The organism is Nitrosomonas sp. (assembly GCF_019635155.1).
Classification (GTDB): Bacteria; Pseudomonadota; Gammaproteobacteria; order Burkholderiales; family Nitrosomonadaceae; genus Nitrosomonas.
In genome coordinates this window covers 109,422-136,337 of sequence record NZ_JAHBZY010000002.1, presented here as the reverse complement: position 1 = coordinate 136,337, position 26,916 = coordinate 109,422, and the positions used below count along the sequence as shown (strand labels likewise).

The following is a 26,916-nucleotide window of genomic DNA, read 5'->3' as shown; positions in this document are numbered from 1 at the left end:
AAAGTTATATCGTACTCAGCACACGTACTGTACCATCAATCAAATGATCGATTTCCTCGTTTGTGATGATATACGGCGGCATAAAATAAATCGTGTTCCCCAAAGGCCGTAGCAATAACTGTTGCTGCAATCCGGCCTGAAAGCATTGTGCTGCAAAATCGCGATCTCCGGTATCCACTTCAAACGCCCAAATCATGCCGCAATTACGGAAATTCCTGATCTTCGGGTGTTCAACCAGCGCTGCCGCGCGTGTGTTGAGATAGGCTGTTTTACTTTGATTCGTTGCGATGACTGAATCCTGCTCAAAGATGTCCAGTGCCGCCAACGCCGCGCGGCACGCCAGCGCGTTGCCGGTATGCGAATGCGAGTGCAAAAACGCGCGTGCAGCGGTATCGTCATAAAACGCCTGATAAACCGTATCGGTTGTTAAAACCACTGACAACGGCAGATAGCCGCCGCTTAATCCTTTGGAGAGACACATAAAATCCGGCGTGATATTCGCTTGATCGCAAGCAAATAGGGTTCCGGTACGGCCAAAGCCGACGGCAATTTCATCGGCGATTAAATGCACCTGGTAGCGATCGCAGATTTCACGAGCACGTTGCAGATACACCGGATGATACATTCCCATGCCGGTGGCGCCCTGCACCAGCGGCTCCAGGATCAACGCGGCGGTCTCTTCATGATGTTTCGCCAAATGGTTTTCCAGCGCGGCGGCCGCACGCAGCGCATAATCCTGCGCCGACTCGCCTTTTTCCGCGTAACGCCAATCCGGTGTCGGCACATGCGTGCATGGTCGCAACAGTGGCGCATAGGTTTCTTTGAAGATGGCGACATCGGTCACTGACAAGGCGCCCAGTGTTTCACCGTGATAATCGTTTTGTAAACTGACAAAACGGTTTTTGCGCGGCTGCCCGCACAGCAGCCAATAGTGAAAACTCATTTTTAATGCGATTTCAATCGCTGATGCGCCATCGCTGGCATAAAAACAATGACCGAGCGAACCAGGGGTTATTTTCTTGAGCCGCTCCGACAACGAAACGACCGGCTCATGCGTAAAACCCGCCAGCATGACATGTTCTATTTTCTCGAGTTGATCGCGGATCGCGTTATTAATGACAGGATTTGCATGCCCGAATAAATTGACCCACCAGGAACTGATCGCGTCTAAATAACGTTTCCCTTCGGCGTCATAAAGCCACACGCCTTTCCCCCGTACGATCGGTACCAGCGGATAGGTTTCGTGTTGTTTCATTTGCGTACATGGGTGCCACACGGCTTTCAAACTTCTTTGCTGCATTGTAGTGAGATTTCGATCGGTATTAGCGTGGTTGTTCGACATGAGTAATTTTTTATCGTGGAAATAGTGGGTTCTTAGACATCGATGAACTGCCAAGCACGGTTGCGATTAAAACACATCGCATCCATAAGCAACCGCATAACCGCATTAAGGATTCCGGTTTGATTGATTTACCCTGCCGGGTTGATGCGATTATACGCGCTCCGTACAAACAGCAACGCGCCTTTGTCGGATGCTATCAAACGCGACTGCGTTCCTGCCGGTGCGAGCTGCCAATCACCGGCGCACAGTAAGGTATCACCGACAAATGCATCGCCTTCAAGCAGCAAGCATTCCTCACTTCGTATCAGCGATTGTTGCGCTGCCGGCCAGGCAGCATCCGCGTCGATACGGATCATTGAGGAGCACATATCGCCATCTTCGAACAACGGCTTGCTTGCAACGCCCGGCGCCAGATCCGTCCATTCACCCTCTTGCGCGCGCACCGTTATTAATTCGCGGCCATCTCCGGGTAAAAAAGCAGTGATCAGATCGCGCGCCACTTCCGTGGCGTGACCCACCGGTATTCCCCGCAAATAGAGCAACGCTCCGGTTTCAGAGAAAATGCGGCCATGACGGCTCCCGGAACGCGCCAAATGATAATCACCGGCACTGACGTTCAGCTCGCCTAAACTCGCAGAACCTCGCAATACGACACATTCTTCGTCTTCATGGTGGCGATGCGCCGGGAGACTGGCGCCTGGGTCAATATCCAACAGAAAAGCGCGACTGTTTTGGTCCAGCAGCTTAGCCCGGACACCGGAACGAATCTTGCGCCATCGGCCTTGATCACGGCGAACCGTAATACGCATAGACTCTGCCGCTGCACTGGCATGAATACGCTTAAACAATTGCTCACGAATATTCGACCGTTGCTGCGTCGTTGGTTGCAATGGCTCCAGCCCTTCCAGTAAAGTCGACTCAATCGCCCCGGCTCGCTGCGGATCTTGCGGATCTAATGAGTAGCGTTTCTTCATCATTCAAAGCCTTTGATCAAATCGTCCTCGAGCACATCATGCAGTTGTTTGAGTGCACGCCGAATATGCGATTTTACGGTTCCTAATGCCATGCCTGTAAAAACGGTAATTTCTTCGTGTGTCAAACCACGAAAAAATGCCATTGCCACCAGTTGCCGCTGCACCGGTTCCAATTGCAGCAACGCTTGATTCAGTTTATGTTTCTTTTGCGTCGCCGCCAGCAAGCCTTCAGGATCACCATCGCGAGAAGGCTCATTCATCAATAGCAACTCCGGTTCTTCACAAAGTTCAGCGTCATCTTGTTTACGCAAATAATCAAGCGCTCTGCTGCGTGCAATGGTCAATAACCACGCCGTGACATTCCCGCGCTTCGCATCAAAACGCGGCGCTTCACGCCAGACCTGCCAATAAACATCTTCAGCGACTTCTTCCGCTGCTTGCACGTTGCGTGTAATGCGTAACGCGATACCATAGACACGCGCCAATGTCGCCTCGTACAGATTGGCCAGCGCCTGCTCATCCTGCATCCCGATTGCGATCACCCAGGAATGCATTTGCCCATCTTCGGCATGGCTAACACGGCAATTGCTATCGCTTGTTGACACCGTTCATCAAACCCCAACCATCGTGGACAATCCTATAGTTCCCTTTTCGTGGAATATATCATCAGATGCACCGTACAGCACATTTCCTCAATGCTGACGCAAAAACCATCACACCAGGAACTGCTGATAATAAGGCGAGGTAAAACGCTCGCGCGCCAGCTTCCGCGGAATACTGACATCCCCCGGTTGCAGCCATTGCGTTTGGATAGGCGAAGCGTTGCCTCCCAAGGTATCAATCGCAACACGATTGTATTCTTTCGCAAACCGCTGCCATAACGGTTCGTTAGGATTACAGTAAATCGGATCGAACGAACACGAAATACCGCTACCTCCGGAGTAAATGCCAAAAGGTTTCCGTTCTTTTTCCGGACGATACACAAAGTAAGTCGCCCAACCGGTCGGCACAAACCCGGTATTTTTTTCGAACGATTTTGTGAAGCGATAGGATTCGCCGATTACACGTCCGAACATCCCAATATCGTGCTCATAGTATTGAAAATCCAAGCGATTCTCGGCTTCCTCGGGCTGCCAATATTCATTAACAAAATCGCTTCGCGGAAAAACAATGCCCTGTGGTTGCGGCAAATGGCTGCCATCGAATCCATGCTGTATTGCCTGCCGCTTAGCGAGACGATACTGCTCGCATTGCAGCGGCGAGCTGTTCAGCGCCGCGTCAGTTACGTCGGTCCGGTATCGCTGTTCCGAAAAACATGCCAGTTGGTGCAATATCACGACCGCCAGCAAGGCGTCGCATTGCTCGCGTAATTGCAAAATACCGTCGGACAAAGCCTGAGGACTGCTATAGGCATGTAAGGTAACATTCGCCCGGCATAAACTGGCCGGACGAACTTCTATCAAACACTCCACGACGATACCGCTTAACCCGAAACTACATGTAAATTCATAGAAAGCTGCATCATCCTGCTTATCCGAAAGAATACGCAAGCTTCCATATTCATCAATATAGAGGATTGCAACGACATGGCTGGAAAAATAACCCGGTCCATCAAGCGATGATTCCTTGGTGTCCCCAACCGATACCGAACCGACCGTCGCCTCACCGATTTCCGCCTGAAAAGGAATCTCCCACCCCTGCTGTTGCAACCAGATATTCAATTTTTTCAATCGGCACCCGGCTTGGACTCGAACGACCTGCCGTCCGCAGTCATCGACTTCCAAACCAAGGATAGCGTCCAGTTTGCGTGTACATAACAGTGTACCCCCGTCATTGATGACGGTTTCAGTGACCGACAGCATGGAGCCGATTGGACGCACCGGCGTGGGAAATTGCGCGGTATTGCGGACAACCGCTTGTACGTCGGCATAGCTGATCGGTTCAACGTATACTGCCGGTTGTGTCGAACGGCTCAATCCCCAGTTCGAAAATTTCCGCCCATCATTGATACAGAGACCATGCACAAATTGTGTCATGATTTCAAGTTCTTCCGCATTGATATTCATTGCTCGCTCCCTGTCGTATTCGGATTCATAGCTCGCACTAAGCAAGCCACGTATATTTTTGAATATTAGGCGCTTTGGCCAGAAGCGGTGTCACTTGATTTAAGGCTTCCTGTAGATGCGGTGTTTTGAAATGTGCATCGACAGCCTTTTCGTCCGTCCATTCTTCAATAAACAAGAATTCCGCCGTATGATTTCTCCTCCTGAACAACTGATAACTCAAGCAACCATTTTCTTGCCGTGTCGGTACGATAATTTTCTTCAGAATGGCTTCCACTGCGGCAACTTTATCAACACGTGCCGTTATTTCAGCGATGACTCGAATAGTTTCCTTTGACATCCTGTTCTCTCCTTTTTTGCAAATTAATAGTCAAGTGGCATCCCGCTTTCTCGACAAACCACTCGCGAAGCAGAGGCTTCTATTAATTCATACGCAATAATGATCGATTCGGATGCAACCCGGCGCTATGTTTGTAGCTTTGGATTAAAATTCAAAGATCTGGGAAAGGATAAGAGAACCGGTTTCGTAGTTTTCATGAAGCCGCAGGGGCAATGTCCGGTACAAGACATTGTTTGCCGTTATAGAGAAATGCTACGTCCACCATCCACGGCGATGACTTGCCCGGTAATATAGGGCGCATCCGCGATTAAAAACTGTACCGTCTTGGCGATGTCGTCGGGCTCTCCGCAACGTTGGAGCAAGGTGCTGGCAATAATTTGTTGACGTGCCGCTGTATCGGACCATTCGCCTGCTTCCGGCCATAAGATCGGCCCCGGTGAAACACCATTCACACGTACTTCGGGCGCCATTTCCACAGCCAGCGATTTAGTCAATGCCAATAATCCCCCTTTCGCGGCATTGTAGATCACATAGTTTTTCAGCGGCCGTTCGGTATGAATGTCAATAATATTAACAACGCATCCATGGCGCTCTTTAAGATAGGCTGCAGCCGCTTTCGTCAGGAAGAGTGGCGCTTGCAGATTGCTGCCGACAAGATCCTTCCAGTCCTCTAATGTACATTGCTGGAGCAGCGTCGGGAAAAAACTGGATGCATTGTTGATAAGCACGTCCAAATGTCCGAAACGATTGATCGCCTTCTCGATCAAGCACGGCAATAAATCCATATCGAGCAAATCGGCTTGCGCCAATGCCACCGATTCCGGCCGTTGCCGATTTAATTCGTCGGATAGCATCTTCGCTTCACCGAGTGATGATCGATAATGTATTATCAGAGAAGCACCTCGCGCATGCAGTCGCCGGCATATCGCCGCCCCGACCCGCTTTGCCCCTCCGGTAACCAGTATTACTTTTCCTTGCACAGACACCTCTCTCAAAGAACTGATACACTATGGCCCAATCGTAGCAAAAACTTTATAATTCACTTTAATATTACCTGCCACCCTATTGATCATAAACATGCTATTACCCAATGAATCAGCTCTAGCACACAGCCAACTGGTTCAAGCAATGATTCAAAAACAGATTCATGCAGCCAGCCACTGGATCTCATTTGAGCAGTATATGAATCTTGCATTGTACGCACCTGGATTGGGTTATTACAGTAGTGGCGCCACCAAATTGGGCAGCGCAGGCGATTTTGTCACAGCTCCGGAGCTTTCTCCGTTATTCGGCCGCACGTTGGCTCATCAGCTAAAACAAATTCTCCCATTATTGGCGCAGCCCAATATTCTTGAATTTGGAGCCGGCACAGGAAAATTGGCTCGCGATATTTTACTGGAGCTGGAAAAATTCAATGTTTTACCGGAGAAATATTTTATTCTGGAGGTTAGCGCCGAACTACGCCAACGCCAACAGATACTGATCGCCAATGAAATTCCCCAATTAATGCAGAAAGTCGAATGGCTTGATCAATTGCCCGAGCAACTGACCGGCGTCGTCATCGCCAATGAAGTGCTGGATGCAATGCCAGTGCACATCATTAAATGGCAAAACAGCATTGCGTTGGAACGCGGAGTTTCCGCGGAAAATAATCGGTTTTTCTGGCAAGACCGTCCGATCCGGAGTCCGCAGTTGAATACCATTGCTGAGGAATTGATTCACGAGATTAATCCCAATAATCTTCCGGATTTTGAGTACCTCAGCGAAATTAATCTTGCCGCCCCAGGTTTCGTATGCAGCTTGGCGGAACGGCTTCGGGAAGGCGTAATCTTGCTGATCGACTATGGTTTTGGCCGAAGCGAATATTATCACCCGCAACGCAATCAAGGTACGTTCATGTGCCATTATCGCCATCACGCTCATGACGATCCTTTCTATCTCCCGGGTTTGCAGGATATAACCAGTCATGTTGAATTCAGCGCCATCGCAATCGCAGCGATTAATGCCGGGCTACAGTTAATGGGATATACGACACAGGCTCATTTCCTAATTAATTGCGGCATCACAACCATTTTGTCTCAAACTGCCGCTGAGGATACAATTCGTTACTTACCTCAATCCAATCAACTGCAAAAACTAGTCAGCCCTGCTGAAATGGGAGAGCTATTTAAAGTCATCGCTTTCGGAAAGAATTTTAATGAACCCCTTATTGGTTTCCGCTCTGGTGACATGACCCGCCTGCTATAAGTAAACATAAAGAAAAGATAAAGCATGTCGCTAACACATGGGGATTTTTTTATTCATTTATGACCCTGTTTCATAACAACAACTCCAAAGAAATACCAACAACTGACGGCACTCGTCATGAGCGAGTGCCCACCCCGACATCGAGACACTGAGACGGAATTCATGCTGTTTATTAATAAATTGGAATTTAGCCAGAACTTCCGCAGCATCTTACAGCAGGCCGGACAGATACCGCCGCTCCCTGAATCAGCACATTCGCTTTTAAAGCTCCGCAATAACCCTGATGCAAATCTTGATCAGCTTACAGAGTTGATCGAACAAGATCTCGGTCTATCCGCCTTTATTATGAGATATGCAAGAATGTCCGTATTCGGCTACGGCAACCGGATCAACTCGGTACATCACGCCATATCCTTGGTTATAGGATTCAATACTGCGCTTAACTTATCGATGAGTATCGTCTCTTCCGGTTGTCTAAAAATGTCCAATAATGGCGTACTGGGTCGCAATCGTATCTGGAATCAAACCCTGGAATGCGCCATACTCTGTCGCGAATTATGCCAGATAATTCCAAATAAACACTTAATCAATAGTGACTTAATGTATTTAGGCGGATTATTTCATAATTTTGGATATTTTTTATTCGCCCATCTCTATCCCAGAGAGTTCGCCTATTTGAATGATTTAATCACGCGTTATCCAAATCAGGATATCCGTTCCATTCAACTGCAGGTTTTCGGTATCACGCATGATACGATCGGAATGTATTTGATTAAAGCATGGAATTTACCGGAAGAAGTTGCTATCACCGTTGCCGAGCAACATTTTCCCGATTATTCCGGGAAACATGCTCACTATGTAAAACTGATCGCCATTGCTAATCGATTACTCCAAAATCACATAACCGTTGATGGATGCCCTTATCTGGGAACATCCATATTAATGGAATCATTAGGAATCAATGAAGCGGAAGCTATCGCGGCATGTGAGAGGGTACGAAGCTGCCAGCATGAAATTCACTTACTTACTGAAGAGCTGGCAGCGTAAAAAATTACGCTCCTGCAGTTGTATGTTACCCAGTATTAGATTCTTAACAACAAATTAAACTTCAAACATCGTATTGAGTTAGAATACGCGCCTATGTCAAGCGCCATTCATCCAGAACAAATTTTCCGGCCTGAGATTCTTGGGCTGTCCGCTTATCATGTCCCTCCCGCAACCGGCATGATCAAGTTGGATGCAATGGAAAACCCCTATCCGTTACCGCCTGTATTACGTGAAGAAATTGCCAATCTGATGATGCAAGCGCCGATCAATCGGTATCCTGATGCCAGTGCGGCTTCACTTAAAACATCATTACGCCGCGCGCTCACCATTCCGGATGACATGAGCATTCTACTTGGCAATGGATCCGATGAAATCATACAGATCATCGCCATGGCGGCAGCCAAGCCCGATGCAGTGTTGATGAGTGTCGAACCTGCTTTTGTGATGTTCCGGATGATTGCCACTTTTACGCATATCCGGTATGTCGGAGTACCCTTAAAGAATGATTTTTCACTGAATCTGGAATTGATGCTGAATGCGATAGCTGAACATCAACCGGCAGTCATTTTTCTGGCGTATCCTAATAATCCAACCGGCAATCTGTTCGATCCCGAGGCGATAAAAAAAATAATCGCAGCGGCTCCTGGTATCGTGGTTGTCGATGAAGCTTATCAAGCATTTGCCGATACCAGTTTTATGGATGAATTGTCCGAGTATCCCAATCTGTTATTAATGCGCACACTCTCGAAATCCGGGTTAGCCGGCTTACGATTGGGATTATTAATCGGGCAGCCAAAATGGTTGGAGCAACTCGAAAAATTGCGTTTACCGTATAATATTGGCATTATGACGCAATTAATTGCAGAAAAAGTATTACATCATACAGCGGTTTTATCGGAGCAAGCCGAAGCTATTAAATCAGAGCGCGCAAAAATGAGTACTTTTTTTGCTACAATGAAAAATGTTGAGGCATATCCTTCAAAAGCCAATTTTATTTTGTTTCGTGTTAATAAAGCCAGTCAGATCTTTCAGGCGCTCAAACAACGAAGAATATTAATCAAAAACCTTGATGGCACGCATCCATTGTTAGAGAATTGTTTGCGTGTAACGGTTGGAACACCGGAAGAAAATTCACAATTTTGCACGGCATTGCAATCCCTATTGAATGAAATAGCTTAAAACCACTAAAACTTGTTCAATCCATCCAAGCTTCTCTATGCGTCACGCACAAATCATTCGAAATACACTGGAAACCCAAATCAATGTCCATCTTGATTTAGACGGAACGGGTAAGTCAGTCCTGAAAACCGGTGTACCATTCCTTGATCATATGCTCGATCAAATCGCACGGCATGGCATGATCGATATAGAAATAGCTGCAAAAGGAGATCTTCATATCGATGCTCATCATACGGTCGAAGATATCGGCATTACCTTGGGTCAAGCGCTGATTCAAGCAGCGGGAGATAAAAAAGGCCTGCGCCGCTACGGACACGCTTATGTTCCACTGGATGAAGCATTATCACGAGTTGTCATAGATCTATCCGGACGTCCTGGTTTGGTCTTTAACGTCGAATTTACCAGAGCCCGGATCGGTGATTTTGATGTAGATCTTATTCACGAGTTCTTTCAGGGACTTACTAATCACGCATTGATAACCTTGCATATCGACAATTTATCCGGAAGAAATGCCCATCATCAAGCGGAAACCATATTCAAAGCGTTTGGACGCGCGTTGCGCATGGCAATAGAACATGATCCGGCGGCTGCCGGCATTATTCCATCCACCAAAGGCTCTTTATAAGCGACTGAGTTCGACTACACCATATTGTATGATTGATATTGCAATTGTAGATTACGGAATGGGAAATTTACGCTCCGTGCAAAAAGCCTTTGAGCATGTTGCTCCGACAGCTTCGATCGCGGTTACCAGTGATCCGAATCTTGTATCAAAAGCAAAGCGAATCGTCGTTCCGGGACAAGGTGCAATGCGTAATTGTATCCACGAACTGGAAACTCGCGGACTGCGTGAAACCGTGATAGAAGCGGCCACCCACAAACCTTACCTTGGTATTTGCCTGGGTTTGCAAATGCTGTTTGAAGAAAGTGAAGAAGGAAACGTCAAAGGTCTCAATATTCTGCCCGGAAAAGTCGTACATTTCCCTATTTCACAGATGAAAACCGCAGATGGGCAAAAACTTAAAGTACCGCATATGGGATGGAACCAAGTTCATCAAGTCAATCAACATCCGTTATGGCAAGGCATTGACGAAGATTCTCGCTTTTATTTCGTGCATAGCTATTACGTCGAAACTGCCGATTCTCTATCAATTGCAGCACAAAGCCAGTACCCTTTCCCATTTACTTGCGCCGTTGCAAAAGATAATATCTTCGCGGTACAGTTTCATCCAGAAAAAAGCCAAATAGCAGGATTAACTTTATTAAGTAATTTTGCCAAATGGATGCCGCACAGCTAAGAAAAAAACAGCCAACTGATTTTTATCACTTAACTTTCAATCAATTATTAATTATGATTAAGCTATGCTGATTATTCCTGCGATAGATCTTAAAGACGGGCATTGTGTACGTCTAAAACAAGGCGTCATGGAGGACGCTACCGTATTTTCTAAAGAGCCTGGTGAAATGGCCGCTCATTGGCTTAGCCAAGGCGCGCGCAGACTGCATCTGGTTGATTTGAATGGTGCATTTGCCGGAAAACCAAAGAATGAGGCTGCGATTCTTGAAATTGTGGAAGCCTTGAATGGTCAGATTCCAATCCAATTAGGCGGAGGAATCCGTGATCTCGATACCATCGAACGTTACCTTGATGACGGCATTTCCTACATTATCATCGGTACTGCCGCCATTAAAATTCCTGGCTTCCTGCAAGATGCTTGTAATGCTTTCCCTGGACAGATCATCGTCGGGTTAGATGCAAAAGAAGGAAAAGTGGCTGTTGATGGCTGGTCCAAAATAACCGGTCATGACGTTGTTGATCTGGCCAAAAAGTTTGAGGGCTATGGTGTGGAAGCTATCATTTATACAGACATCGGCAGAGATGGCATGCTCAGCGGTATCAACATCAAGGCGACTGTCGAATTAGCCAGAAAGCTCACCATTCCTGTTATTGCCAGCGGTGGCATCACTAACATCCAAGATGTTCATAAATTATGTGAAATCGAATCAGAGGGTATTATTGGCGCTATCACCGGGCGTGCAATTTATGAAGGCTCCCTGGATTATAAAGAAGCTCAGGAATTGGCTGACCAACTCAGCAACGAAAATAGTATTCCTTAACCGGAAGCCTACATCTCAATCCTACTCACCGTATCTCTTCTTATTTTCAAAACCGGCTTTAAAATCAAATGAGCCTCGCTAAACGTATTATCCCTTGCCTTGATGTAACCAACGGGCGTGTTGTCAAAGGCATTAATTTTGTAGAGCTGCGCGACGCGGGCGATCCCGTGGAAATTTCCCGCCGCTATGATGAACAAGGTGCGGATGAGCTTACTTTTCTTGATATCACCGCCAGCTCCGATAACCGCGACCTGATTCTTCATATTATTGAAGAGGTGGCAGCGCAAGTCTTTATTCCGCTTACGGTCGGCGGTGGTGTGCGCCAAGTGGAGGATGTCAGGCGCTTGCTGAATGCCGGCGCCGATAAAGTAAGCATCAACACATCGGCGATACTGAATCCGCAATTGGTAGCCGACGCATCCGATCACTACGGTTCGCAATGTATTGTAGTGGCAATTGACGCCAAACAAGTAAACTCATCGGATGGCTCACCGCGCTGGGAAGTCTTTACACATGGCGGACGCAAGGCAACAGGAATTGATGCGATTGAATGGGCGATTAAAATGCAATCATTGGGCGCCGGTGAAATATTGCTCACCAGCATGGACCGGGATGGCACGCGGAATGGTTTTGATATCGCTTTGACACACGCGATCGCTGATGCTATCGATATTCCAGTCATCGCCAGCGGCGGGGTCGGCAATTTGGATCATCTCGTTAATGGCATCTTACAAGGCCATGCCGATGCTGTTTTAGCCGCCAGTATCTTCCACTATGGCGAGTTCACCATCCATCAAGCCAAGCAGTATATGGCACAACACGGCATTGAAGTACGTTTATAATGCTAAAATGATCGAACTGATTTTGTTTCTCAATACCCGAAACTGACGAAACCATGCACGCTGATAGCTGGCTCAACAAAATTAACTGGTCGGAAGATGGATTAATACCTGTAATCACTCAAGAAGTTAATAGCGGTAAAATTCTCATGTTTGCCTGGATGAATCGGGACGCGCTTAAAATGACTGTTGAGAAAGGCGAAGCGGTGTATTGGTCGCGTTCGCGTAAAAAACTTTGGCACAAAGGTGAAGAATCCGGGCATACTCAAAAAGTCAAAGAGATTTACCTGGATTGCGACGAAGATGTTTTACTTCTGGTGGTCGAACAAATCGGCGGCATCGCCTGCCATACGGGGCGGCATAACTGTTTCTTCCAGAAGCTCGAGGGTGCCGAATGGATTATCGCAGCGCCTGTCATCAAAGACCCAGAAAAAATTTATTCGAAATGACCGACACAACCATCCTTCATCGTCTGGCAGAAACGATCGAGTCACGTAAATCCGCCGATGCCGATAGTTCTTATGTAGCCAAGCTACTCCATGGCGGGCGCGATAAAATCCTTAAGAAAATTGCAGAAGAATCCGCCGAGACATTGATGGCATCAAAAGATGGCAATCCGGACCAGGTCATCTATGAAACCGCCGATCTCTGGTTTCATTGCCTTATTTTGCTCGCTCACCACGGACTCACACCGAATGATGTGTTGAAAGAACTCGAAAGACGGGAAGGTGTCTCCGGAATCACCGAGAAAGCATCACGTACAAAGGAGTAATGCATGGATCATTGTATTTTCTGCAAAATTGCACGGAGAGAAATTCCCTCGAACAAGATCTACGAAGATGAAGACATCCTCGCTTTCAATGATATTCATCCGGTCGCTCCCGTTCATTTTCTATTGATTCCCAAACTTCATATCGAATCTCTTGCTGACGTCCAAGAGTGTCACCAAGCGCTATTAGGAAAAATGCTACTATTGGCACCTAAGTTAGCCAAAGAACAAGGTTGCGATGGGGGTTTTCGCACGATTATTAATACCGGTCGTGTCGGTGGACAAGAAGTATTTCATTTACATTTTCATATCATCGGCGGTCGCGAACGATTACCTGGTATGATTCATCATGGCTGATCGATCGCCCCTTCGAGTTAAAGGAGAAAATAATGGGGACATTCAGTATTTGGCATTGGATTATTGTACTAATCATTGTTGCTCTGGTATTCGGTACAAAAAAATTACGAAATCTTGGCAGTGATCTCGGAAGCGCCATCAAAGGCTTCAAGGATGGTATAAAAGAATCGGAAACCGAGAAAACTTCCCAATCGGAACAAGCGGTCATTGACGTTCCAACAAATAGGGATGCGGCATTTCGTACCCCTAAAGACGATAAACCTGATGCAGCGTTTGGAAGTCATTCATCGCAATCAGCCCCTATTAATAACCCAGTAACAGACACCGAAATCAAGGAAAAGACTCATTCCAAATCCTAGCGGCTCACCGGAATTGAAGATATATTTCGCAACACTCGGAACAGCCGCTTTATCTGCCATCGCCCTGTTTAAGAAAAAACATGTTTGACATCAGTTTCATGGAGTTACTGGTTATTTCGATGGTGGCATTGATCGTGATCGGTCCGGAACGATTACCTTCCGTTGCTCGAACAATCGGCCATTTGTATGGCCGTTGCCGAAGCTTTGTTTACAGTATCAGAACGGATATCCATAATGAAATGCGCATGGAAGAATTAAAAAAAATGCACGATTCCATGCAGGATACTGTCCATTCCATTGAAGATTCCGTTCAGCAACATACGGAACACCTGAAAACGGCCATCGCTGATGATGCAGTCGAAGAGAAATCATCCGGCGATCAGGCAATCCCGCCGGCGGATAACGAGCCCTCCCGGTCACACACAGCCCATACCGCTCAACCTTCAATCAATTCCAGCGAAAATAACGAAAACAATTTGAAATCATCCGATCGCAATCACCATGCTTGAAGGCTCATTCCTATCGCACTTAGTCGAATTACGCGCCAGAATAATACGTATCTTGGGTGTGTTGCTGATCGGTTTTTTGCCGTGCGCTTTTTTTGCACGCGAACTTTATACTTTACTGGCGCAACCATTACTCGAGAAACTACCCCAAGGCGGCCAAATGATCGCCACCGACGTAGCAACCCCTTTCTTTGTGCCCATGCAAGTTGCGATGATGCTGGCATTTGTCATCACCTTACCGCATACCTTATTCCAAATCTGGGCTTTCGTGGCGCCCGGGCTCTATGTTCATGAAAAACGTTTGGCACTGCCGCTGGTAATCGGCAGCAGCTTGCTGTTTTTTCTTGGAATGGCATTTGCATACTTTGCCGCACTACCGGTGGTATTTGAATTTATCACTTATTTTGCACCAGACGGCGTTGCCGTCATGACGGATATCAGTAAATATCTGAGCTTTGTTTTATCAATGTTTATAGCGTTCGGCGTCACTTTTGAAGTTCCAATCTTTGTCATTATACTTGTCAGAACAGGCGTCATCACAGTTGAGAAACTGAAGGAAATACGTCCCTATGTGATTGTCGGCGCATTCGTCATCGCCGCTATTTTCACACCACCGGATGTCATTTCACAATTCATGTTGGCTGTGCCGCTATGTCTCCTTTATGAATTGGGCATCATAATCGCCGCCATGACGATTCAGCAACAATCTCAAAAGATACCGGCAGAATCAGAGCCTCAATCACAAAAGCATTTCTCTGAACACGAAGATACTCCTCAGAAAAAAGATTGATATTCAATCCATCAAAGTTGTCAACAACAAGAACCGGTAGATGTCGTTATAATGAAACCATCGTACTGATACTGAATCCAATCGATAATGCTATAACGTACAACAGAGTGGTGATTAATAATGCCGATTAATCATAATGTAATTGTTCTTACAAAACAAACGGTCGTAGTCCTGCTATTAAAGATCGCGGTTACCGCCACTGCAATGGCGCAACAACCGGGTGTTGAATCGAGCCAGCCACTGCGCTCCAAGCCACAGAGTCTGGCGACGGAATCTGTACCAATACCGCCATCCGGCGTCGATAGCCCTCCCTCCAAAACAATCCATCGCATTGGAACAGCCATTAGTGCACCAAAAAACAACATTAGCATTAAAAGTACCGATGCCGGCATCATCTACCGGCAACCTTCGTCATCCGGATGCAGCAACTGCGGCATCGTCGATTTTGTAAATAAAATCGGACAAGGCCCGGGATTCAATGCCATCGTAGGCGGAATCGTAGCCGGTACCATTGCGCGTGAAGTTTTACATCAATCTCAGCACCATCCGGGAACAAATCGCCCGGAAATCAGCGATCCTAATTATAATAATCCCAGCGGAAATACCGCCCGCTCCGATGGTGTGTATCAAGTCGGAATCACCATGAACGATGGTAGACAAACAATTATCAATCTACCGGACGCAACCAATTTTCACCAAGGTGACCGGGTCAAATGGATTGATGGCGGCTTGGTTCTTGACCGCTAATTAATCCTTTCGATCCGGTGCTTACTATGGAGAATCCGTGAACTCACCGACCCTCAAACGCATTGAATTACCCATCGAAGGCATGACGTGCGCCGCTTGTGCCTCGCGTATCGAAAAGAATTTGAACAAACTTTCAAGTGTCCAAGCCGCTGTTAATTTCGCCAATGAAAAAGCGCTTGTTAATTATGATGAGAATCAGGTAAACGCCAGCGCGCTGATTCAGGCGATCGAAAAAGCCGGCTTTCATGTCACGCCACGGTCGGTACAACTGCAAATCCACAACATGACCTGCGCTGCCTGCGCCGATCATATTGAAAAAGCGCTTAATAAGCTGCCAGGAGTCACCGCCGTGGTCAATGTCGCCACAGAAATTGCCAGAATCAATTTCATGCCAGGTAACGTGACGATCCAGCAATTAATCGATACGATTGTGCATGCCGGTTACGGCGCCAGCGAAATCAGTGAGAATACCCATGCTGAACAAAAAGCAAGACGCCAAGCTGCTTATCAAACAGAACTTCGTTTATTCCAAATCTCGGCAATCCTCACATTGCCGTTGGTATTGCAAATGGGTGCAATGTTTACCGGTCACGAGATGGATTTATTGCCACGGTGGTTGCAATGGCTATTGGCCACTCCCGTGCAATTCTGGATCGGTCGCCGTTTTTATATCGGTGGTTGGCATGCTCTTCGAGGTGGCGGCGCCAATATGGATGTACTGGTCGCATTGGGCACCAGTATGGCTTATTTCTTTAGTGCCGCAGTCACAGCATTCGGATTGAATCAGCATATTTACTTCGAAGCCAGTGCTGCCATCATCACTTTGGTATTGCTGGGTAAGTTGATGGAAGCACGCGCTAAAGGTAAAACTTCCGAAGCCATTGAAGCTTTAATCAGATTGCAACCCAAAACCGCCCGTATCGAACGCCACGGAGAAATTATCGAAGTATCCGCCAGTAGCCTACAAGTCAATGATATTTTCTTAGTGCGGCCCGGAGAAAATTTTCCAGTCGATGGCGTTGTTGTCGAAGGATCGTCCAATGTCAACGAATCAATGCTCACAGGTGAAAGTCTACCCGTCAGCAAACAAATTGACTCAAAAGTTTTCGCCGCTACGCAAAATCAGCAGGGATTTCTTAAATGCCGCGCGACCAGTGTCGGTACGCAAACACAACTGGCAGCCATTATCCATTTAGTTGAAGAAGCACAAGGCTCCAAAGCACCTATTCAGCGCATGGCGGATACCATTTCGGGAATATTTGTACCGATTGTGGTGTTCATCAGCTTTCTGACCTTCGTAATTACCGGATGGTTAACCGAAGATTTCGTCAATGCCCTCGTTAATGCGGTTTCAGTCCTGGTAATCGCTTGTCCTTGCGCGCTTGGGCTAGCCACGCCGACCGCTATCATGGTAGGCACAGGGCGTGGTGCACAAATTGGTGTATTGGTAAAAAATGCCGCAGCTTTGGAGCACGCAGAAAAAATCCAAACGGTCATTGTCGACAAAACCGGCACGTTGACCGAAGGTAAACCGGAAGTAACGGATATTATTCCTGCCGATTCTCACGATTCGCTGGATTTACTGCGCATTACAGCCTCTCTCGAACAGGGCTCGGAACACCCTTTGGCGCGCGCAATTCTGGATCATGCTAAAAAAATGCAGGTAACATTGCAACCGATTCAAGATTTTGCAGCAATCACAGGGAGCGGTATTACTGCCCTTATGGAAGGCGCTCACTATTTGGTGGGTTCGCCCAAATTACTTAAGCAGCATGGAATCAATAATTTGGATGAGCAGCAAATCAATCGTTTGCAAGCTGAAGGAAAAACCGTTATCGGCATCGCCGATATTTCGAATAACACCGGTAAAGTCCTCGGTTTTCTGGCCATAGCCGACCGCCTACGCGCCACTTCCCGCAAGGCTGTGGAACAACTGCAATCTCTGGGAATCGAGATCATCATGTTAACCGGTGACAACGCCGTGACTGCAGCGGCGATCGCTCAGCAAGCCGGTATTACGCAATTTCAGGCAGAAGTCTTGCCATCGGACAAAGCCTCAGCCGTAAAAAATATCAAAGCCGGCGGACGGTTCACCGCCATGGTGGGCGACGGCATTAACGACGCACCTGCATTAGCCGCCGCTGATGTCAGTTTTGCTATCGGCGCCGGCTCCGATGTTGCGATTGAAGCTGCCGACATCACGCTGGTGCGCAATGACCTGATGAGCGTGGCTGACGCTATTTCCTTGTCGCGCGCTACGTTGAGAAAAATCCGCCAGAATCTTTTCTTCGCATTTGTATACAATTCGTTGGGAATTCCTCTGGCGGCGGCAGGCATGCTCAATCCCGTTATTGCCGGTGCCGCCATGGCCATGAGCTCGGTGTCGGTAGTCAGCAATTCATTACTTTTGAAACGCTGGCAAAAGCAACTTTAGGAAAATTTTAAGGAAATCATTACAATGGAAATAGCCACTATCAAAATCAAAGGTATGACGTGTATGGGCTGCGTCAACAGTATTAGAAACGTTCTTTCAAACGTGCCGGGTGTAGCTCAGATCGAAGCAACCCTTGAGCCTCCTCAAGCAATTGTTCATTTTGATTCAGCGACCACGAATCTTAATCAACTCAAAGACGCAATTATTGATGCCGGATTCGACGTCGTTGAATGATTAGCAATCATCTTCATTGTTAATAAATAACGTACATCGGACAATAAACTCATTCAGAAATACCTGAACGCTTTACTGAGAGGAATTTTTAGACTTCGTTTCGCCGATCAATTCAACTTAATGAAATTATCGGTGAATAGAAAATGAAATGCCCATCTGTCAGAAAAAATAAAATTACTGATAGATGGGCATTTTAATTATTATTTTTGAAAACATTTGACTGATTCAGCCCTGTTTTTTGATTTATGTCAGCGGCAATTGTTTTTAGCTATGTTACAGCCTAAAACTTAAGCCACTTAAGGGCGCTGAAAGGTATTTCAGTCTATAAAACGAAGTAAACTGCTGCACCAATAGCGATAAAAGCCGCTGTTGAAATGAAGAACAATCTCAGAACTTGTGCATCTGTTTCTCTTCTATTAATTTCGGCCATTCTAATCTCCTTATCTAACCTATTTCATTAATCATAACTAATGCCGATGAGTTCATCGGCTCCCTGCTTGCACGATCATAAAAATATGATTGTGAATTCAATCTCTGTTCTCCAGATGTGCTTTAGTAAGCAAACTCTGTTTTAGAACTGAGCAATATATCCGCAATCATCCAGCTTTCCAGATCACTGCGCCCAGTGATTCTAACTCACATTCGGCAACAATGAAAGTGTTGAAATTATGGTTATTGCCTTTTACAGTAAAAAAATCCCGCTCATCCCTGTTTTATCCTTGGATTTATTTGATAGTTACCGGCTAAAACCGGAACGGCTTCTAACACACTTCATCTACATCTCTAAAGATTTCGCATAACCCGTCAGTTCCAGATAACCACGTCCCGCAGGCTGCCGATCCTTGGTTAACGTAACCGCCCCTTCCCAATACACGGTTGCGGTTGATTGGCGGGAATCCAGTTCTTGGTCATCCATCAGCGGCGTTAAATGCCATTCGATATTGCCGGTACGGATTCGCATCTCAACCGGATATACTGCTTCGGTATGTGGCGATTGCCAGGTTCGGACTGGCATGAATTCAACTTGATCGGGATCGAACAGCGTCATATCGCCGGATGCATCGCGCAATGCCGCATACGCCCAGACTTTGCCGCCTTCCTTAGCGCGAATCTGAAATGCCATCAACGCCGAGCCATCGTCAAGATTCGCACCGACCCAATCCCAGCCATCGGCATCCGGGTCGAGATATGCGGTCGACCACTCGTGATCCAGCCAAGCACTGCCTTTGACCAATACCGGCTTGCCATCGCGAAACACGGTACCGCTCACCTTCAAATGCGGTTCACTGTAGTAATAGCTGGCTTGCTCCGGCTTCGGTCCTTTACGCGAAAAACCGTTTTGGTCTTGCAACAACGGACTTTGCGCCGGCGTCAAGGTCAACTGCAAACCGAAATCGCTGTCCTGCATATCGACGATGTATGCGCCGTCGGTCTGGCGCACCAGCGTCCAATCATCCAATTTCACATCGGTATCGCCTTGCTTGCTGTAAGCAAAACCGAATCCTTCACGCACTGTCCGTTCGCGATGCATCAGCTTGCCTACGGCCGGATCGGATAACGCCAAATGCGCGATGATCAAATGCTTGGCTGCAAAACGGCTGGGATTGTCATGGTTCATATCCGTCGCGTAACGGAAAAAAGTCACCTGAAACCCGAGCGACTTGCGATCCTCCGTTTCCAGCCAGCCGGTGATATACCACCATTCGATGCGAAAATCTTCATGCGCACCGTAATCGAGCGGAAATGTAAGTTGATAATCAGGTGTAACCGACTTCAATCGGCCGGAATCGGCTAATCCATCGAGCCCGATTACGTTAAGTATCAGCAGCAACACTGCCGCCCAAGGATTAATCCATTTTTTTCGTAGCATTACCAATCCTCCCGTACCGCACGGATCACTTGCGCGGAAACCGCCCGGCGTCCGGATAATACCGCTGTCAAGGCCGCAGAAACCAGCAACACCGCAGCAACCGACACCAGCCAAGGCCACGGCATATGAATCGCCATGGTCCAATGGAAAGATTGCGGATTGACTATGAACACCAAAATTAAACTGATCGCCCACCCCAGCAAAAAACCCAATACGATACCGAGTACCGTCAGCAAACCACCTTCCATCGCCAGCAACATCAATACCTGCCGCCGTAGCACGCCGATATGCCGCAGCATGCCGAATTCCTTGATTCGCGCGAGGATCTGCGCGGAAAAGCTCGCCGCCACACCCATCAAACCAATTACCACTGCGATTATTTCCAGCAAATACGTCACTGCAAAACTACGATCGAAAATTTCCAAGCTCAAAGCACGCATATCGCTCGAATTGGAAATTTCCAAGGCCGAACCGAATGGCAGTTGCCGCAACGCTGCAATGGCCTGATCGGCAGTAACGCCGGACTGCAGCCAAGCCGCAACGGTATTGACGCTGATGTCGCCCGTCAAAGCTTGATAATCCGTCAACAGCATTTGTATCGCCCCAAATTGACGGCCATAATCGCGCCAAACCCCGGCAACGAGAAATTCGTTCGGCGCCGTTCCTACCGGTAGCCGGATGCGATCGCCGGTCTTATAACCGTATAAATCCACCATCGCTTCTGAAATCCACACCGGCATGACATCTTCCGGGATCGTTCCCGGCATCAGCATGTCATCGGTCATTGGCAGCGTATTCCGCGGATCGGCGCGATCCACCGGACGGGCAAACAAGGTAATATCCGGCCGGTTCGGGTCCAATGTCAGGTGCAGGGTACGAAACAAATCCACGCGCTGAAAGCTTGACAGCGTTTTAATCTGTTGTTGCGCATCGGCTTGAAAACCACCCTGATCGCCGCTGACCGCTGTACGCACGTATAAATCCGCCGGCAGCACCTGTCCAAGCCATTGGTCGATTGAAATGCGGAAACTCGCGACCATAATCGCCATCGCCACCATCAAACTAAAACTTGCCAGGATACCGCCGAGCGCGATGGCCGACTGATTCGGTGCATGCGCAAGCCTGGCCGCCGCCAGCATCCCAACCGCACCCGGCTGATCTGATTGGAATCGCAGTAATCTTACGAATACCCGTGCGGTCAAATACGGCATCAACGCAATACCGCCAATCAGCAACAGCGAAATCGCCAGGTAACCGAAAATCGGCAGCTCAAAGATAGGCGGCAATTGCGTAAACAGTAACGCGATCGCCAAACAAACCAGCGCATACCAAGGCGCCGACAGCTTGGCCATCGCCATATCCTCGCTGCCTGAACGCAATGCCAATGCCGGTTTAGCGCGAGACGCCTCCAACGCCGGTGCAACATTACCCAACAGTGTCACGGTTACGCCAACCGCAAAAAACAGCAGTGCCATTAGCGGATCCAAATAAATACCCGGTTTTACGCCGGGGAAAAAATTAGTTCCCAAATCACCACCAAGCAACTGAATGGCCGATACCGCCACGCCATAACCCAATGCCAAACCCAATACCGAACCAAACACACCAAGCGTCAATCCTTCGGTCACCACTTGCCGCAACAGTTGCTGGCGGGTATAGCCCAACACCCGCAACAATGCAAATTGCTGACGTCGCCGCACTACCGACAGCGCCTGCGTGGAAAATACCAGGAACGTGCCGGTAAACAACGCCACCAGCGCCAGCATGTTCAAATTGACGCGATAAGCGCGCGACATATTGGCAATGCGCTTTTCCTGATCAGTTTGTTCGGTGACGACGAAAGCATCGCCCAGCTCATCGGCCAGCTTCACCTTAAACGCTGCATGATTGACACCATTATCCAGCTTCAATTCGATGCGCGACAACACGCCCAATTGCTGAAAACGCCACTGCATCGCACCGATATCCATCACTGCGAGACGCTGCCCGGCGCGCGCCCGCACCAAGCCACCGGCCACGCGCAACGTGATCGTCTCCAACCCGGCATGCAGCTCTAAGTGATCATGCTGCTGCACTTGCAACCATTCCATTGCAGCAGGCGATAAAAAAATGGTATCGCTGGCCACCCGATCCAACGATTTGCCCTCTTCCGGCAAGCCGAGCAAATCGGGAACAATCGCCATCGCACGAAACATATCGATGCCAATGATTTTCAAGCGATGATCATTGCGGTTTTGCTGTTTGCCGGATACCGTCACATCCAGCTCCAGCACTGGATTGGCAAGCTGCACTTCCGGGTAACCGGCAAGCCGCGGATACAACATTTCATCAAAAAAACCGCTGCGGCTCTGCACTTGCAAATCAGATTGCCCGGACAAACTTTTGCTGGCTGCGGAAAATTCGTTAAACGCGGCGGTATTGATCAAGTGAATCGAAAATGCCATCGCCACCCCGATGCCGATCGCGGTCAGCGCCACCAAGAACTGCAGCCAATGCGCGCGCCACTCACCCCACAGCAACCAGCGCGATATCATCGTCGTGTTCATGCGCCGTTTCCTGCTTTAACCGGTTGCAACCCCGCTTTGGTCAATTGCAGCACCCGGTCCGCAGTTGCCGCCGCCGCGTGCGAATGCGTTACCAAAATGCCCATCGCGCTATTGGCTTTGATTTCGCTACGGATCAACTGCAAAATTTCATGTGCGGTATCGGGATCGAGGTTGCCGGTCGGCTCATCCGCCAGCACCAACTTGGGCCAGTGAATCAACGCCCGCGCAATCGCCACGCGCTGCAACTCGCCGCCGGATAACTGCCGCGGAAAATCGCCACCGCGTCCCTGCAATCCGACTTGTTCCAGCATCTGCTCCACACGTTCCGTGCTTGTGCCATTCAACAGCAACGGCAACGCAATATTCTGCGTCAGCGTCAAATGCGGCAACACATGAAACGCCTGAAAAATAAATCCGAACTGTTCACGCCGCAGTCGCGTCGCAGCATCGTCGTCAAGCGACGAAATCGCCGCGCCATTGATCAGGATCTCCCCCGAATCCGGCGTATCCAATCCGGCAATCAGATTCAACAACGTCGACTTGCCCACCCCCGACTCACCCATGACGGCGACATACTCGCCTGCGTTCAGCGTGTAGTTCAAATCGGCCAGGACATTCCGGCCTTGGGCATAACCCTTGGTAATATTGCGTAATTCCAGCATATTTTATTCACTGCGGTAATTTATTGATCAGGACGGTTAGTGGACTTACAAAGTTAGGCTGTGCAGTGCAATCCCAAACCACGGTATTCTCAACTGTACCATGTAATAATCGCAGTTTTAAGAATTTGGAAGAAAGGCGAAGTAAACAAGTTGCGCTAATAAAATTGTTTACCTTGTTTTGGCTAAGCTTTAAAGATTATTAGCGCAATGGCATGCAATGAGCTTCATTACAAAAATGGATAAAAAGCCGGGAAGTTCAGTAAAAAGCAAACTCAGACAATCAATCCAAATTTAATCAATAACATTCACAAAAAAACTTAATTCAAGACTTTCAGACAACTAGCCCGCCCTCTTGCCGGCGGGCTAGCAAACAGCGGCATTCCTATCAATGACGCCCTCCATGTCCTCTGCCGTGGCCGCCGCGGTGTCCTTGTCCACCCCAATTCCGGTGTCCGCCGGCGCCGTGTCTGTGCCCGCCGTGCAGATGGATGCTGCCGCCAATCGCTTGTCTTGGTGCGCTATAAAATGGCCGATAGCTGTTTACGTAGCCACCGCCGTAATATCCATACGGTTGATAGCCAGAGCTATATACCGCGCCGCGATAGTATCCCGAGCCACCGTAATAAGGCGTAGCAACGCATCCGCCTAATAGAAATAAACTGACGAGAGCAGTAACGATTAGTAATTTTTTGGTTTTCATAGTATTTCTCCCGAGTGAGTCAGCGTTAAATTTCCTAAGTAACTTTTCTGACTCAATTTTGCGAGTCCGGAGCTGAATCACGACTGAATGGAGAAACTCGGTTTTTTGCAATTCCTGGTTACCGATTGACGATACCTTTGCAACGCGGTAAAAGACTGTAACAATCCAAACAAATGTACAAACTGCAAATGGCATCATTACCGCTGTTTTTTCTGAAAGGATTCATCAATGAAAGACGAAACCATCGCGATCCACACCGGTTACCAAACCGATCCCACAACCAAAGCCGTTGCGGTACCGATTTATCAGACTGTGGCTTACGAATTCGACAATGCGCAGCATGGCGCGGATCTGTTCAATTTGGTGGTGCCGGGCAATATTTATACGCGCATCATGAATCCGACCAACGATGTGCTGGAACAGCGGGTAGCCGCGCTCGAAGGCGGCGTTGCAGCGCTGGCATTGAGTTCCGGACAAGCGGCCATTCATTATTCGATTATCAATATTGCCGAAACCGGCAATAACATTGTCAGCGTACCGATGCTGTACGGCGGCACCTACACGCTGTTTGCGCACATGCTGCCAAAACTCGGCATTGATGTGCGTTTCGCCAAGGATGATCATGCCGCCAGCATGGAACCGTTGATCGACGACAAAACCGCTGCGGTGTATTGCGAAACGCTCGGCAATCCGGCTGGCAACATTCCCGATCTCGAAGCCATCACGGCGATGGCGCACCGCCATGGGATCCCGGTGATTGTCGACAACACCGTGCCGACGCCGGTGCTGATGAAACCAATTGAACACGGCGCGGATATCGTGGTGCATTCGCTGACCAAATATATGGGCGGGCATGGCACTTCAATCGGCGGCATCATCGTCGATTCCGGTAAATTTCCGTGGGTCGAGCATGCCAAGCGATTTCCGATGCTGAACAATCCGGAACCGGCCTATCACGGCGTGGTGTATACCGAAGCGCTCGGACCCGCTGCCTATATCGGACGGGTACGTACCGTCGCTTTGCGCAATACCGGTTCGGCGATGTCGCCGATGAATGCGTTCTTTTTCCTGCAAGGCATTGAAACCCTGTCGCTGCGCATGGAACGGCATACCGAAAACGCGCTGAAGGTTGCGCAATATCTGGAGAAACATCCACGCGTCGCATGGGTCAAGTACGCCGGATTGCCGTCATCGGAATACTACCAATTGGCGCGGAAATACATGAAGGGCCGACCATCGGCGTTACTGGCGTTCGGCATCAAAGGTGGTTTCGATGCCGGAGTGAAATTCTACGACGCGCTGAAATTGTTCAAACGCTTGGTCAATATCGGTGATGCCAAATCACTGGCGGCGCACCCGGCGTCAACGACGCACCGCCAGCTCACCGAGCTCGAGCTTAAGAGTGCTGGCGTGACAGCGGACATGATCCGGTTGTGCATCGGCATCGAGCACATCGACGACATCCTGGAAGACTTGCAACAAGCGCTGGCAGCAGCCTCATAACACAGTGCGCGGCCGATTGTTGATAGAAAAATGCTGCAATGCGGCGGTGCTCTGTGTTACATTCCGCCTTTCCTAGCACTGCGATTTCCGTCTATTGCAAATGATAGAATTGTCCAGTCATCAATAGTATTTTCTGCATCACAACATTTAAGGAGAACACTTATGGCACGAGCCAGCGCCCGTCATATTCTGGTAAAAACCGAAGAACAATGTAACAACCTGAAAACGGAAATCGAGAACGGTGCCGATTTTGGCACGTTAGCGCAACAGCATTCGCTGTGCCCATCCGGCAAACAAGGCGGTGACTTAGGCGAATTCGGCCCTGGTCAAATGGTCAAGGAATTCGATACCGTGGTATTCAGCGCACCGGTCGGCGAAGTGCAAGGACCGGTCAAGACGCAATTCGGTTATCATCTGGTGGAAGTCACCCAACGCAACGACTAGTCTGCGAAAATTCCATACTGCCTTATCCGCCGCTTACGATCGCGTTCCTGCTGTATCCCAGGAATGCAAGCGGCTACCGGGCAGGCTGGAAGCATTGATACACGGCAAAACTACGCCGTCCGTCAATGATATTTGAAACCGGAACAATGGTATCGCCGCCCATCAAGCCGGCTTCGTTGCGCGCCAGATCCGCCAATTCCCCCGCGACCTTCTCGGCATCGCGGTCAAAAATGATCTGACTGACCACCTTGGAATTCACATTACCTAGCTTTTTGCAGGATTCAAGCGATTTTGCGGATTGCAGTACACGCACACCCTCGCCTTTCCCCGTGACTTTCACCCACGCGCAAGCCGTCAGTGAAAATGCAAGTAACACCGCAACCATCCAAAACAATTTATTCTTCATCATGCGCACCTCATTGATAGTGCGCTTATTCTATCAAATCCAGACATTCTTCTTTCAACCACTTTTCCATCATTTTTCCGGCTTATGCCTCCAGCGCAGAGGGTGAGTGCCAAATTGATTCCGGCACATGAATAAGCAACAAATTGGTGATCTGCGCAGCGCGGTATTCGTACAGAATGTCCCGTTTTCCTTTGCAATCTCCGGCAATATCCAGCCACAAATGACGCAACTCGATTTCTTGCTCGTCAGGTAGCGCACTAAACAAGTCAAACGACACATAACCACTCGCACCTGTTTCAACGGTACCTAACTGTTTGCTGACGATTTCACCGGTTGCCCGGCAGATGTATTCAGTACTGACAGCTACAGTCGCTGTAACATAGCGATTGTTTTTCTGAACCGCTTCGCCGATGAGTAGGAGTCTGAGTTTTTTCATGATC

At 48.4% G+C, this 26,916-nt stretch carries 29 protein-coding genes and 1 pseudogene; 18 read left to right on the top strand and 12 right to left on the bottom strand.

The genetic code is table 11. The annotated features are described in order from the left end of the window. Window positions 1–4: 4 nt before the first annotated feature. The 6 genes from KF839_RS02205 to KF839_RS02180 all read right to left on the bottom strand — a co-directional run bounded on the left by KF839_RS02205 (window position 5) and on the right by KF839_RS02180 (window position 5,699). The gene (locus KF839_RS02205; RefSeq protein WP_292916188.1) at window positions 5–1,300 is read right to left on the bottom strand and encodes an adenosylmethionine--8-amino-7-oxononanoate transaminase; all 1,296 of its coding nucleotides are present in this window, start codon (window positions 1,298–1,300) and stop codon (window positions 5–7) included. Window positions 1,301–1,470: 170 nt separating this feature from the next. Continuing rightward, complete coding sequence (locus tag KF839_RS02200) at window positions 1,471–2,316, bottom strand: cupin domain-containing protein (protein WP_292916187.1); 846 nt, start codon at window positions 2,314–2,316, stop codon at window positions 1,471–1,473. Beyond that, window positions 2,316–2,921, bottom strand: coding sequence for an RNA polymerase sigma factor (locus KF839_RS02195; RefSeq protein ID WP_292916186.1), 606 nt, complete (start codon window positions 2,919–2,921; stop codon window positions 2,316–2,318). The genes KF839_RS02200 and KF839_RS02195 overlap by 1 nt, the downstream gene beginning before the upstream one ends. 108 nt (window positions 2,922–3,029) lie before the next feature. Next, a complete protein-coding gene (locus KF839_RS02190; protein WP_292916185.1) occupies window positions 3,030–4,382 on the bottom strand; it encodes an FAD-binding oxidoreductase in 1,353 nt (450 codons plus the stop codon). A gap of 37 nt (window positions 4,383–4,419) precedes the next feature. Further along, window positions 4,420–4,719, bottom strand: coding sequence for a putative quinol monooxygenase (locus tag KF839_RS02185; RefSeq protein ID WP_292916184.1), 300 nt, complete (start codon window positions 4,717–4,719; stop codon window positions 4,420–4,422). 239 nt (window positions 4,720–4,958) lie between these two features. Beyond that, window positions 4,959–5,699, bottom strand: a complete 741-nt coding sequence (locus KF839_RS02180; protein WP_292916183.1) for a pteridine reductase — start codon at window positions 5,697–5,699, stop codon at window positions 4,959–4,961. 148 nt (window positions 5,700–5,847) lie between these two features. Here KF839_RS02180 and KF839_RS02175 point away from each other — a divergent pair, with 148 nt between their 5' ends. The 16 genes and pseudogenes from KF839_RS02175 to KF839_RS02100 all read left to right on the top strand — a co-directional run bounded on the left by KF839_RS02175 (window position 5,848) and on the right by KF839_RS02100 (window position 18,345). Continuing rightward, window positions 5,848–6,966 (top strand): class I SAM-dependent methyltransferase, encoded by a 1,119-nt coding sequence (locus tag KF839_RS02175; RefSeq protein WP_292916182.1) that lies wholly within the window; start codon window positions 5,848–5,850, stop codon window positions 6,964–6,966. 162 nt (window positions 6,967–7,128) lie between these two features. Continuing rightward, window positions 7,129–8,013 (top strand): HDOD domain-containing protein, encoded by an 885-nt coding sequence (locus tag KF839_RS02170; protein WP_292916181.1) that lies wholly within the window; start codon window positions 7,129–7,131, stop codon window positions 8,011–8,013. A 93-nt stretch (window positions 8,014–8,106) separates the two neighbouring features. Further along, window positions 8,107–9,192: a histidinol-phosphate transaminase gene (gene hisC, locus KF839_RS02165; protein WP_292916180.1), complete on the top strand. Its 1,086-nt coding sequence runs from the start codon at window positions 8,107–8,109 to the stop codon at window positions 9,190–9,192. Between the two features lie 37 nt (window positions 9,193–9,229). Then, on the top strand, window positions 9,230–9,817 hold the full coding sequence (gene hisB, locus KF839_RS02160) for an imidazoleglycerol-phosphate dehydratase HisB (protein ID WP_292916179.1): 588 nt from the start codon (window positions 9,230–9,232) through the stop codon (window positions 9,815–9,817). A gap of 28 nt (window positions 9,818–9,845) precedes the next feature. Further along, complete coding sequence (gene hisH, locus KF839_RS02155; protein WP_292916178.1) at window positions 9,846–10,490, top strand: imidazole glycerol phosphate synthase subunit HisH; 645 nt, start codon at window positions 9,846–9,848, stop codon at window positions 10,488–10,490. Window positions 10,491–10,554: 64 nt separating this feature from the next. After that, window positions 10,555–11,310: a 1-(5-phosphoribosyl)-5-[(5-phosphoribosylamino)methylideneamino]imidazole-4-carboxamide isomerase gene (gene hisA, locus KF839_RS02150; RefSeq protein ID WP_292916177.1), complete on the top strand. Its 756-nt coding sequence runs from the start codon at window positions 10,555–10,557 to the stop codon at window positions 11,308–11,310. Window positions 11,311–11,378: 68 nt separating this feature from the next. Beyond that, window positions 11,379–12,152, top strand: coding sequence for an imidazole glycerol phosphate synthase subunit HisF (gene hisF, locus KF839_RS02145; RefSeq protein ID WP_292916176.1), 774 nt, complete (start codon window positions 11,379–11,381; stop codon window positions 12,150–12,152). Window positions 12,153–12,205: 53 nt separating this feature from the next. Beyond that, on the top strand, window positions 12,206–12,598 hold the full coding sequence (gene hisI / locus KF839_RS02140; protein WP_292916175.1) for a phosphoribosyl-AMP cyclohydrolase: 393 nt from the start codon (window positions 12,206–12,208) through the stop codon (window positions 12,596–12,598). Continuing rightward, on the top strand, window positions 12,595–12,921 hold the full coding sequence (locus KF839_RS02135) for a phosphoribosyl-ATP diphosphatase (protein WP_292916174.1): 327 nt from the start codon (window positions 12,595–12,597) through the stop codon (window positions 12,919–12,921). Before hisI ends, KF839_RS02135 begins: the two co-directional genes overlap by 4 nt. A 3-nt stretch (window positions 12,922–12,924) precedes the next feature. Continuing rightward, window positions 12,925–13,275 (top strand): histidine triad nucleotide-binding protein, encoded by a 351-nt coding sequence (locus KF839_RS02130; protein WP_292916173.1) that lies wholly within the window; start codon window positions 12,925–12,927, stop codon window positions 13,273–13,275. Between the two features lie 32 nt (window positions 13,276–13,307). Further along, a pseudogene (gene tatA, locus KF839_RS02125) lies at window positions 13,308–13,478 on the top strand (Sec-independent protein translocase subunit TatA); the annotation flags it as partial. 236 nt (window positions 13,479–13,714) lie between these two features. Continuing rightward, window positions 13,715–14,143 (top strand): Sec-independent protein translocase protein TatB, encoded by a 429-nt coding sequence (gene tatB / locus KF839_RS02120; protein ID WP_292916172.1) that lies wholly within the window; start codon window positions 13,715–13,717, stop codon window positions 14,141–14,143. Further along, entirely contained in the window at window positions 14,136–14,930 is a 795-nt protein-coding gene (tatC, locus tag KF839_RS02115) for a twin-arginine translocase subunit TatC (RefSeq protein WP_292916171.1), read from the top strand. The genes tatB and tatC overlap by 8 nt, the downstream gene beginning before the upstream one ends. A gap of 120 nt (window positions 14,931–15,050) precedes the next feature. Continuing rightward, window positions 15,051–15,677, top strand: a complete 627-nt coding sequence (locus KF839_RS02110; RefSeq protein ID WP_292916170.1) for a hypothetical protein — start codon at window positions 15,051–15,053, stop codon at window positions 15,675–15,677. A 37-nt stretch (window positions 15,678–15,714) separates the two neighbouring features. Next, window positions 15,715–18,111 carry a heavy metal translocating P-type ATPase gene (locus KF839_RS02105; protein WP_292916169.1) on the top strand — a complete coding sequence of 799 codons (2,397 nt, stop codon included), beginning with the start codon at window positions 15,715–15,717 and terminating at the stop codon, window positions 18,109–18,111. Between the two features lie 24 nt (window positions 18,112–18,135). Beyond that, a complete protein-coding gene (locus KF839_RS02100; RefSeq protein WP_292916168.1) occupies window positions 18,136–18,345 on the top strand; it encodes a heavy-metal-associated domain-containing protein in 210 nt (69 codons plus the stop codon). 775 nt (window positions 18,346–19,120) lie between these two features. Here KF839_RS02100 and KF839_RS02095 read toward each other — a convergent pair. The 4 genes from KF839_RS02095 to KF839_RS02080 all read right to left on the bottom strand — a co-directional run bounded on the left by KF839_RS02095 (window position 19,121) and on the right by KF839_RS02080 (window position 24,123). Next, window positions 19,121–20,215 carry a lipocalin-like domain-containing protein gene (locus KF839_RS02095; RefSeq protein ID WP_292916167.1) on the bottom strand — a complete coding sequence of 365 codons (1,095 nt, stop codon included), beginning with the start codon at window positions 20,213–20,215 and terminating at the stop codon, window positions 19,121–19,123. Continuing rightward, a complete protein-coding gene (locus KF839_RS02090; protein ID WP_292916166.1) occupies window positions 20,215–22,761 on the bottom strand; it encodes an FtsX-like permease family protein in 2,547 nt (848 codons plus the stop codon). The genes KF839_RS02095 and KF839_RS02090 overlap by 1 nt, the downstream gene beginning before the upstream one ends. Next, window positions 22,758–23,423, bottom strand: a complete 666-nt coding sequence (locus KF839_RS02085) for an ABC transporter ATP-binding protein (RefSeq protein ID WP_292916165.1) — start codon at window positions 23,421–23,423, stop codon at window positions 22,758–22,760. Before KF839_RS02085 ends, KF839_RS02090 begins: the two co-directional genes overlap by 4 nt. A gap of 385 nt (window positions 23,424–23,808) precedes the next feature. After that, on the bottom strand, window positions 23,809–24,123 hold the full coding sequence (locus KF839_RS02080) for a hypothetical protein (protein WP_292916164.1): 315 nt from the start codon (window positions 24,121–24,123) through the stop codon (window positions 23,809–23,811). Between the two features lie 228 nt (window positions 24,124–24,351). Between KF839_RS02080 and KF839_RS02075 the strand changes: the two genes are divergently transcribed. Both KF839_RS02075 and KF839_RS02070 read left to right on the top strand, forming a co-directional pair. After that, a complete protein-coding gene (locus KF839_RS02075; RefSeq protein WP_292916163.1) occupies window positions 24,352–25,626 on the top strand; it encodes an O-acetylhomoserine aminocarboxypropyltransferase/cysteine synthase family protein in 1,275 nt (424 codons plus the stop codon). A 162-nt stretch (window positions 25,627–25,788) separates the two neighbouring features. Continuing rightward, window positions 25,789–26,070 carry a peptidylprolyl isomerase gene (locus tag KF839_RS02070; protein ID WP_323802041.1) on the top strand — a complete coding sequence of 94 codons (282 nt, stop codon included), beginning with the start codon at window positions 25,789–25,791 and terminating at the stop codon, window positions 26,068–26,070. Window positions 26,071–26,143: 73 nt separating this feature from the next. Here KF839_RS02070 and KF839_RS02065 read toward each other — a convergent pair whose 3' ends face one another. Together KF839_RS02065 and KF839_RS02060 are read right to left on the bottom strand one after the other, a co-directional pair. After that, entirely contained in the window at window positions 26,144–26,479 is a 336-nt protein-coding gene (locus KF839_RS02065) for a DUF4156 domain-containing protein (RefSeq protein ID WP_292916161.1), read from the bottom strand. A gap of 79 nt (window positions 26,480–26,558) precedes the next feature. Beyond that, on the bottom strand, window positions 26,559–26,912 hold the full coding sequence (locus tag KF839_RS02060) for a hypothetical protein (protein WP_292916160.1): 354 nt from the start codon (window positions 26,910–26,912) through the stop codon (window positions 26,559–26,561). Window positions 26,913–26,916: the final 4 nt, after the last annotated feature.

Bases quoted from the DNA above. Each gene is read 5' to 3' on its own strand.
- hisC (WP_292916180.1), top strand. From the start codon at position 8,107: ATGTCAAGCGCCATTCATCCAGAACAAATTTTCCGGCCTGAGATTCTT.
- KF839_RS02095 (WP_292916167.1), bottom strand. From the start codon at position 20,215: ATGCTACGAAAAAAATGGATTAATCCTTGGGCGGCAGTGTTGCTGCTG.
- KF839_RS02135 (WP_292916174.1), top strand. From the start codon at position 12,595: ATGACCGACACAACCATCCTTCATCGTCTGGCAGAAACGATCGAGTCA.
- KF839_RS02070 (WP_323802041.1), top strand. From the start codon at position 25,789: ATGGCACGAGCCAGCGCCCGTCATATTCTGGTAAAAACCGAAGAACAA.
- KF839_RS02205 (WP_292916188.1), bottom strand. From the start codon at position 1,300: ATGCAGCAAAGAAGTTTGAAAGCCGTGTGGCACCCATGTACGCAAATG.
- tatB (WP_292916172.1), top strand. From the start codon at position 13,715: ATGTTTGACATCAGTTTCATGGAGTTACTGGTTATTTCGATGGTGGCA.
- hisH (WP_292916178.1), top strand. From the start codon at position 9,846: ATGATTGATATTGCAATTGTAGATTACGGAATGGGAAATTTACGCTCC.
- KF839_RS02185 (WP_292916184.1), bottom strand. From the start codon at position 4,719: ATGTCAAAGGAAACTATTCGAGTCATCGCTGAAATAACGGCACGTGTT.
- KF839_RS02065 (WP_292916161.1), bottom strand. From the start codon at position 26,479: ATGATGAAGAATAAATTGTTTTGGATGGTTGCGGTGTTACTTGCATTT.
- KF839_RS02130 (WP_292916173.1), top strand. From the start codon at position 12,925: ATGGATCATTGTATTTTCTGCAAAATTGCACGGAGAGAAATTCCCTCG.
- KF839_RS02090 (WP_292916166.1), bottom strand. From the start codon at position 22,761: ATGAACACGACGATGATATCGCGCTGGTTGCTGTGGGGTGAGTGGCGC.
- KF839_RS02175 (WP_292916182.1), top strand. From the start codon at position 5,848: ATGATTCAAAAACAGATTCATGCAGCCAGCCACTGGATCTCATTTGAG.
- KF839_RS02200 (WP_292916187.1), bottom strand. From the start codon at position 2,316: ATGAAGAAACGCTACTCATTAGATCCGCAAGATCCGCAGCGAGCCGGG.
- hisI (WP_292916175.1), top strand. From the start codon at position 12,206: ATGCACGCTGATAGCTGGCTCAACAAAATTAACTGGTCGGAAGATGGA.
- tatC (WP_292916171.1), top strand. From the start codon at position 14,136: ATGCTTGAAGGCTCATTCCTATCGCACTTAGTCGAATTACGCGCCAGA.
- KF839_RS02100 (WP_292916168.1), top strand. From the start codon at position 18,136: ATGGAAATAGCCACTATCAAAATCAAAGGTATGACGTGTATGGGCTGC.
- KF839_RS02170 (WP_292916181.1), top strand. From the start codon at position 7,129: ATGCTGTTTATTAATAAATTGGAATTTAGCCAGAACTTCCGCAGCATC.
- hisA (WP_292916177.1), top strand. From the start codon at position 10,555: ATGCTGATTATTCCTGCGATAGATCTTAAAGACGGGCATTGTGTACGT.
- KF839_RS02080 (WP_292916164.1), bottom strand. From the start codon at position 24,123: ATGAAAACCAAAAAATTACTAATCGTTACTGCTCTCGTCAGTTTATTT.
- KF839_RS02075 (WP_292916163.1), top strand. From the start codon at position 24,352: ATGAAAGACGAAACCATCGCGATCCACACCGGTTACCAAACCGATCCC.
- hisF (WP_292916176.1), top strand. From the start codon at position 11,379: ATGAGCCTCGCTAAACGTATTATCCCTTGCCTTGATGTAACCAACGGG.
- KF839_RS02085 (WP_292916165.1), bottom strand. From the start codon at position 23,423: ATGCTGGAATTACGCAATATTACCAAGGGTTATGCCCAAGGCCGGAAT.
- KF839_RS02060 (WP_292916160.1), bottom strand. From the start codon at position 26,912: ATGAAAAAACTCAGACTCCTACTCATCGGCGAAGCGGTTCAGAAAAAC.
- KF839_RS02110 (WP_292916170.1), top strand. From the start codon at position 15,051: ATGCCGATTAATCATAATGTAATTGTTCTTACAAAACAAACGGTCGTA.
- KF839_RS02190 (WP_292916185.1), bottom strand. From the start codon at position 4,382: ATGAATATCAATGCGGAAGAACTTGAAATCATGACACAATTTGTGCAT.
- hisB (WP_292916179.1), top strand. From the start codon at position 9,230: ATGCGTCACGCACAAATCATTCGAAATACACTGGAAACCCAAATCAAT.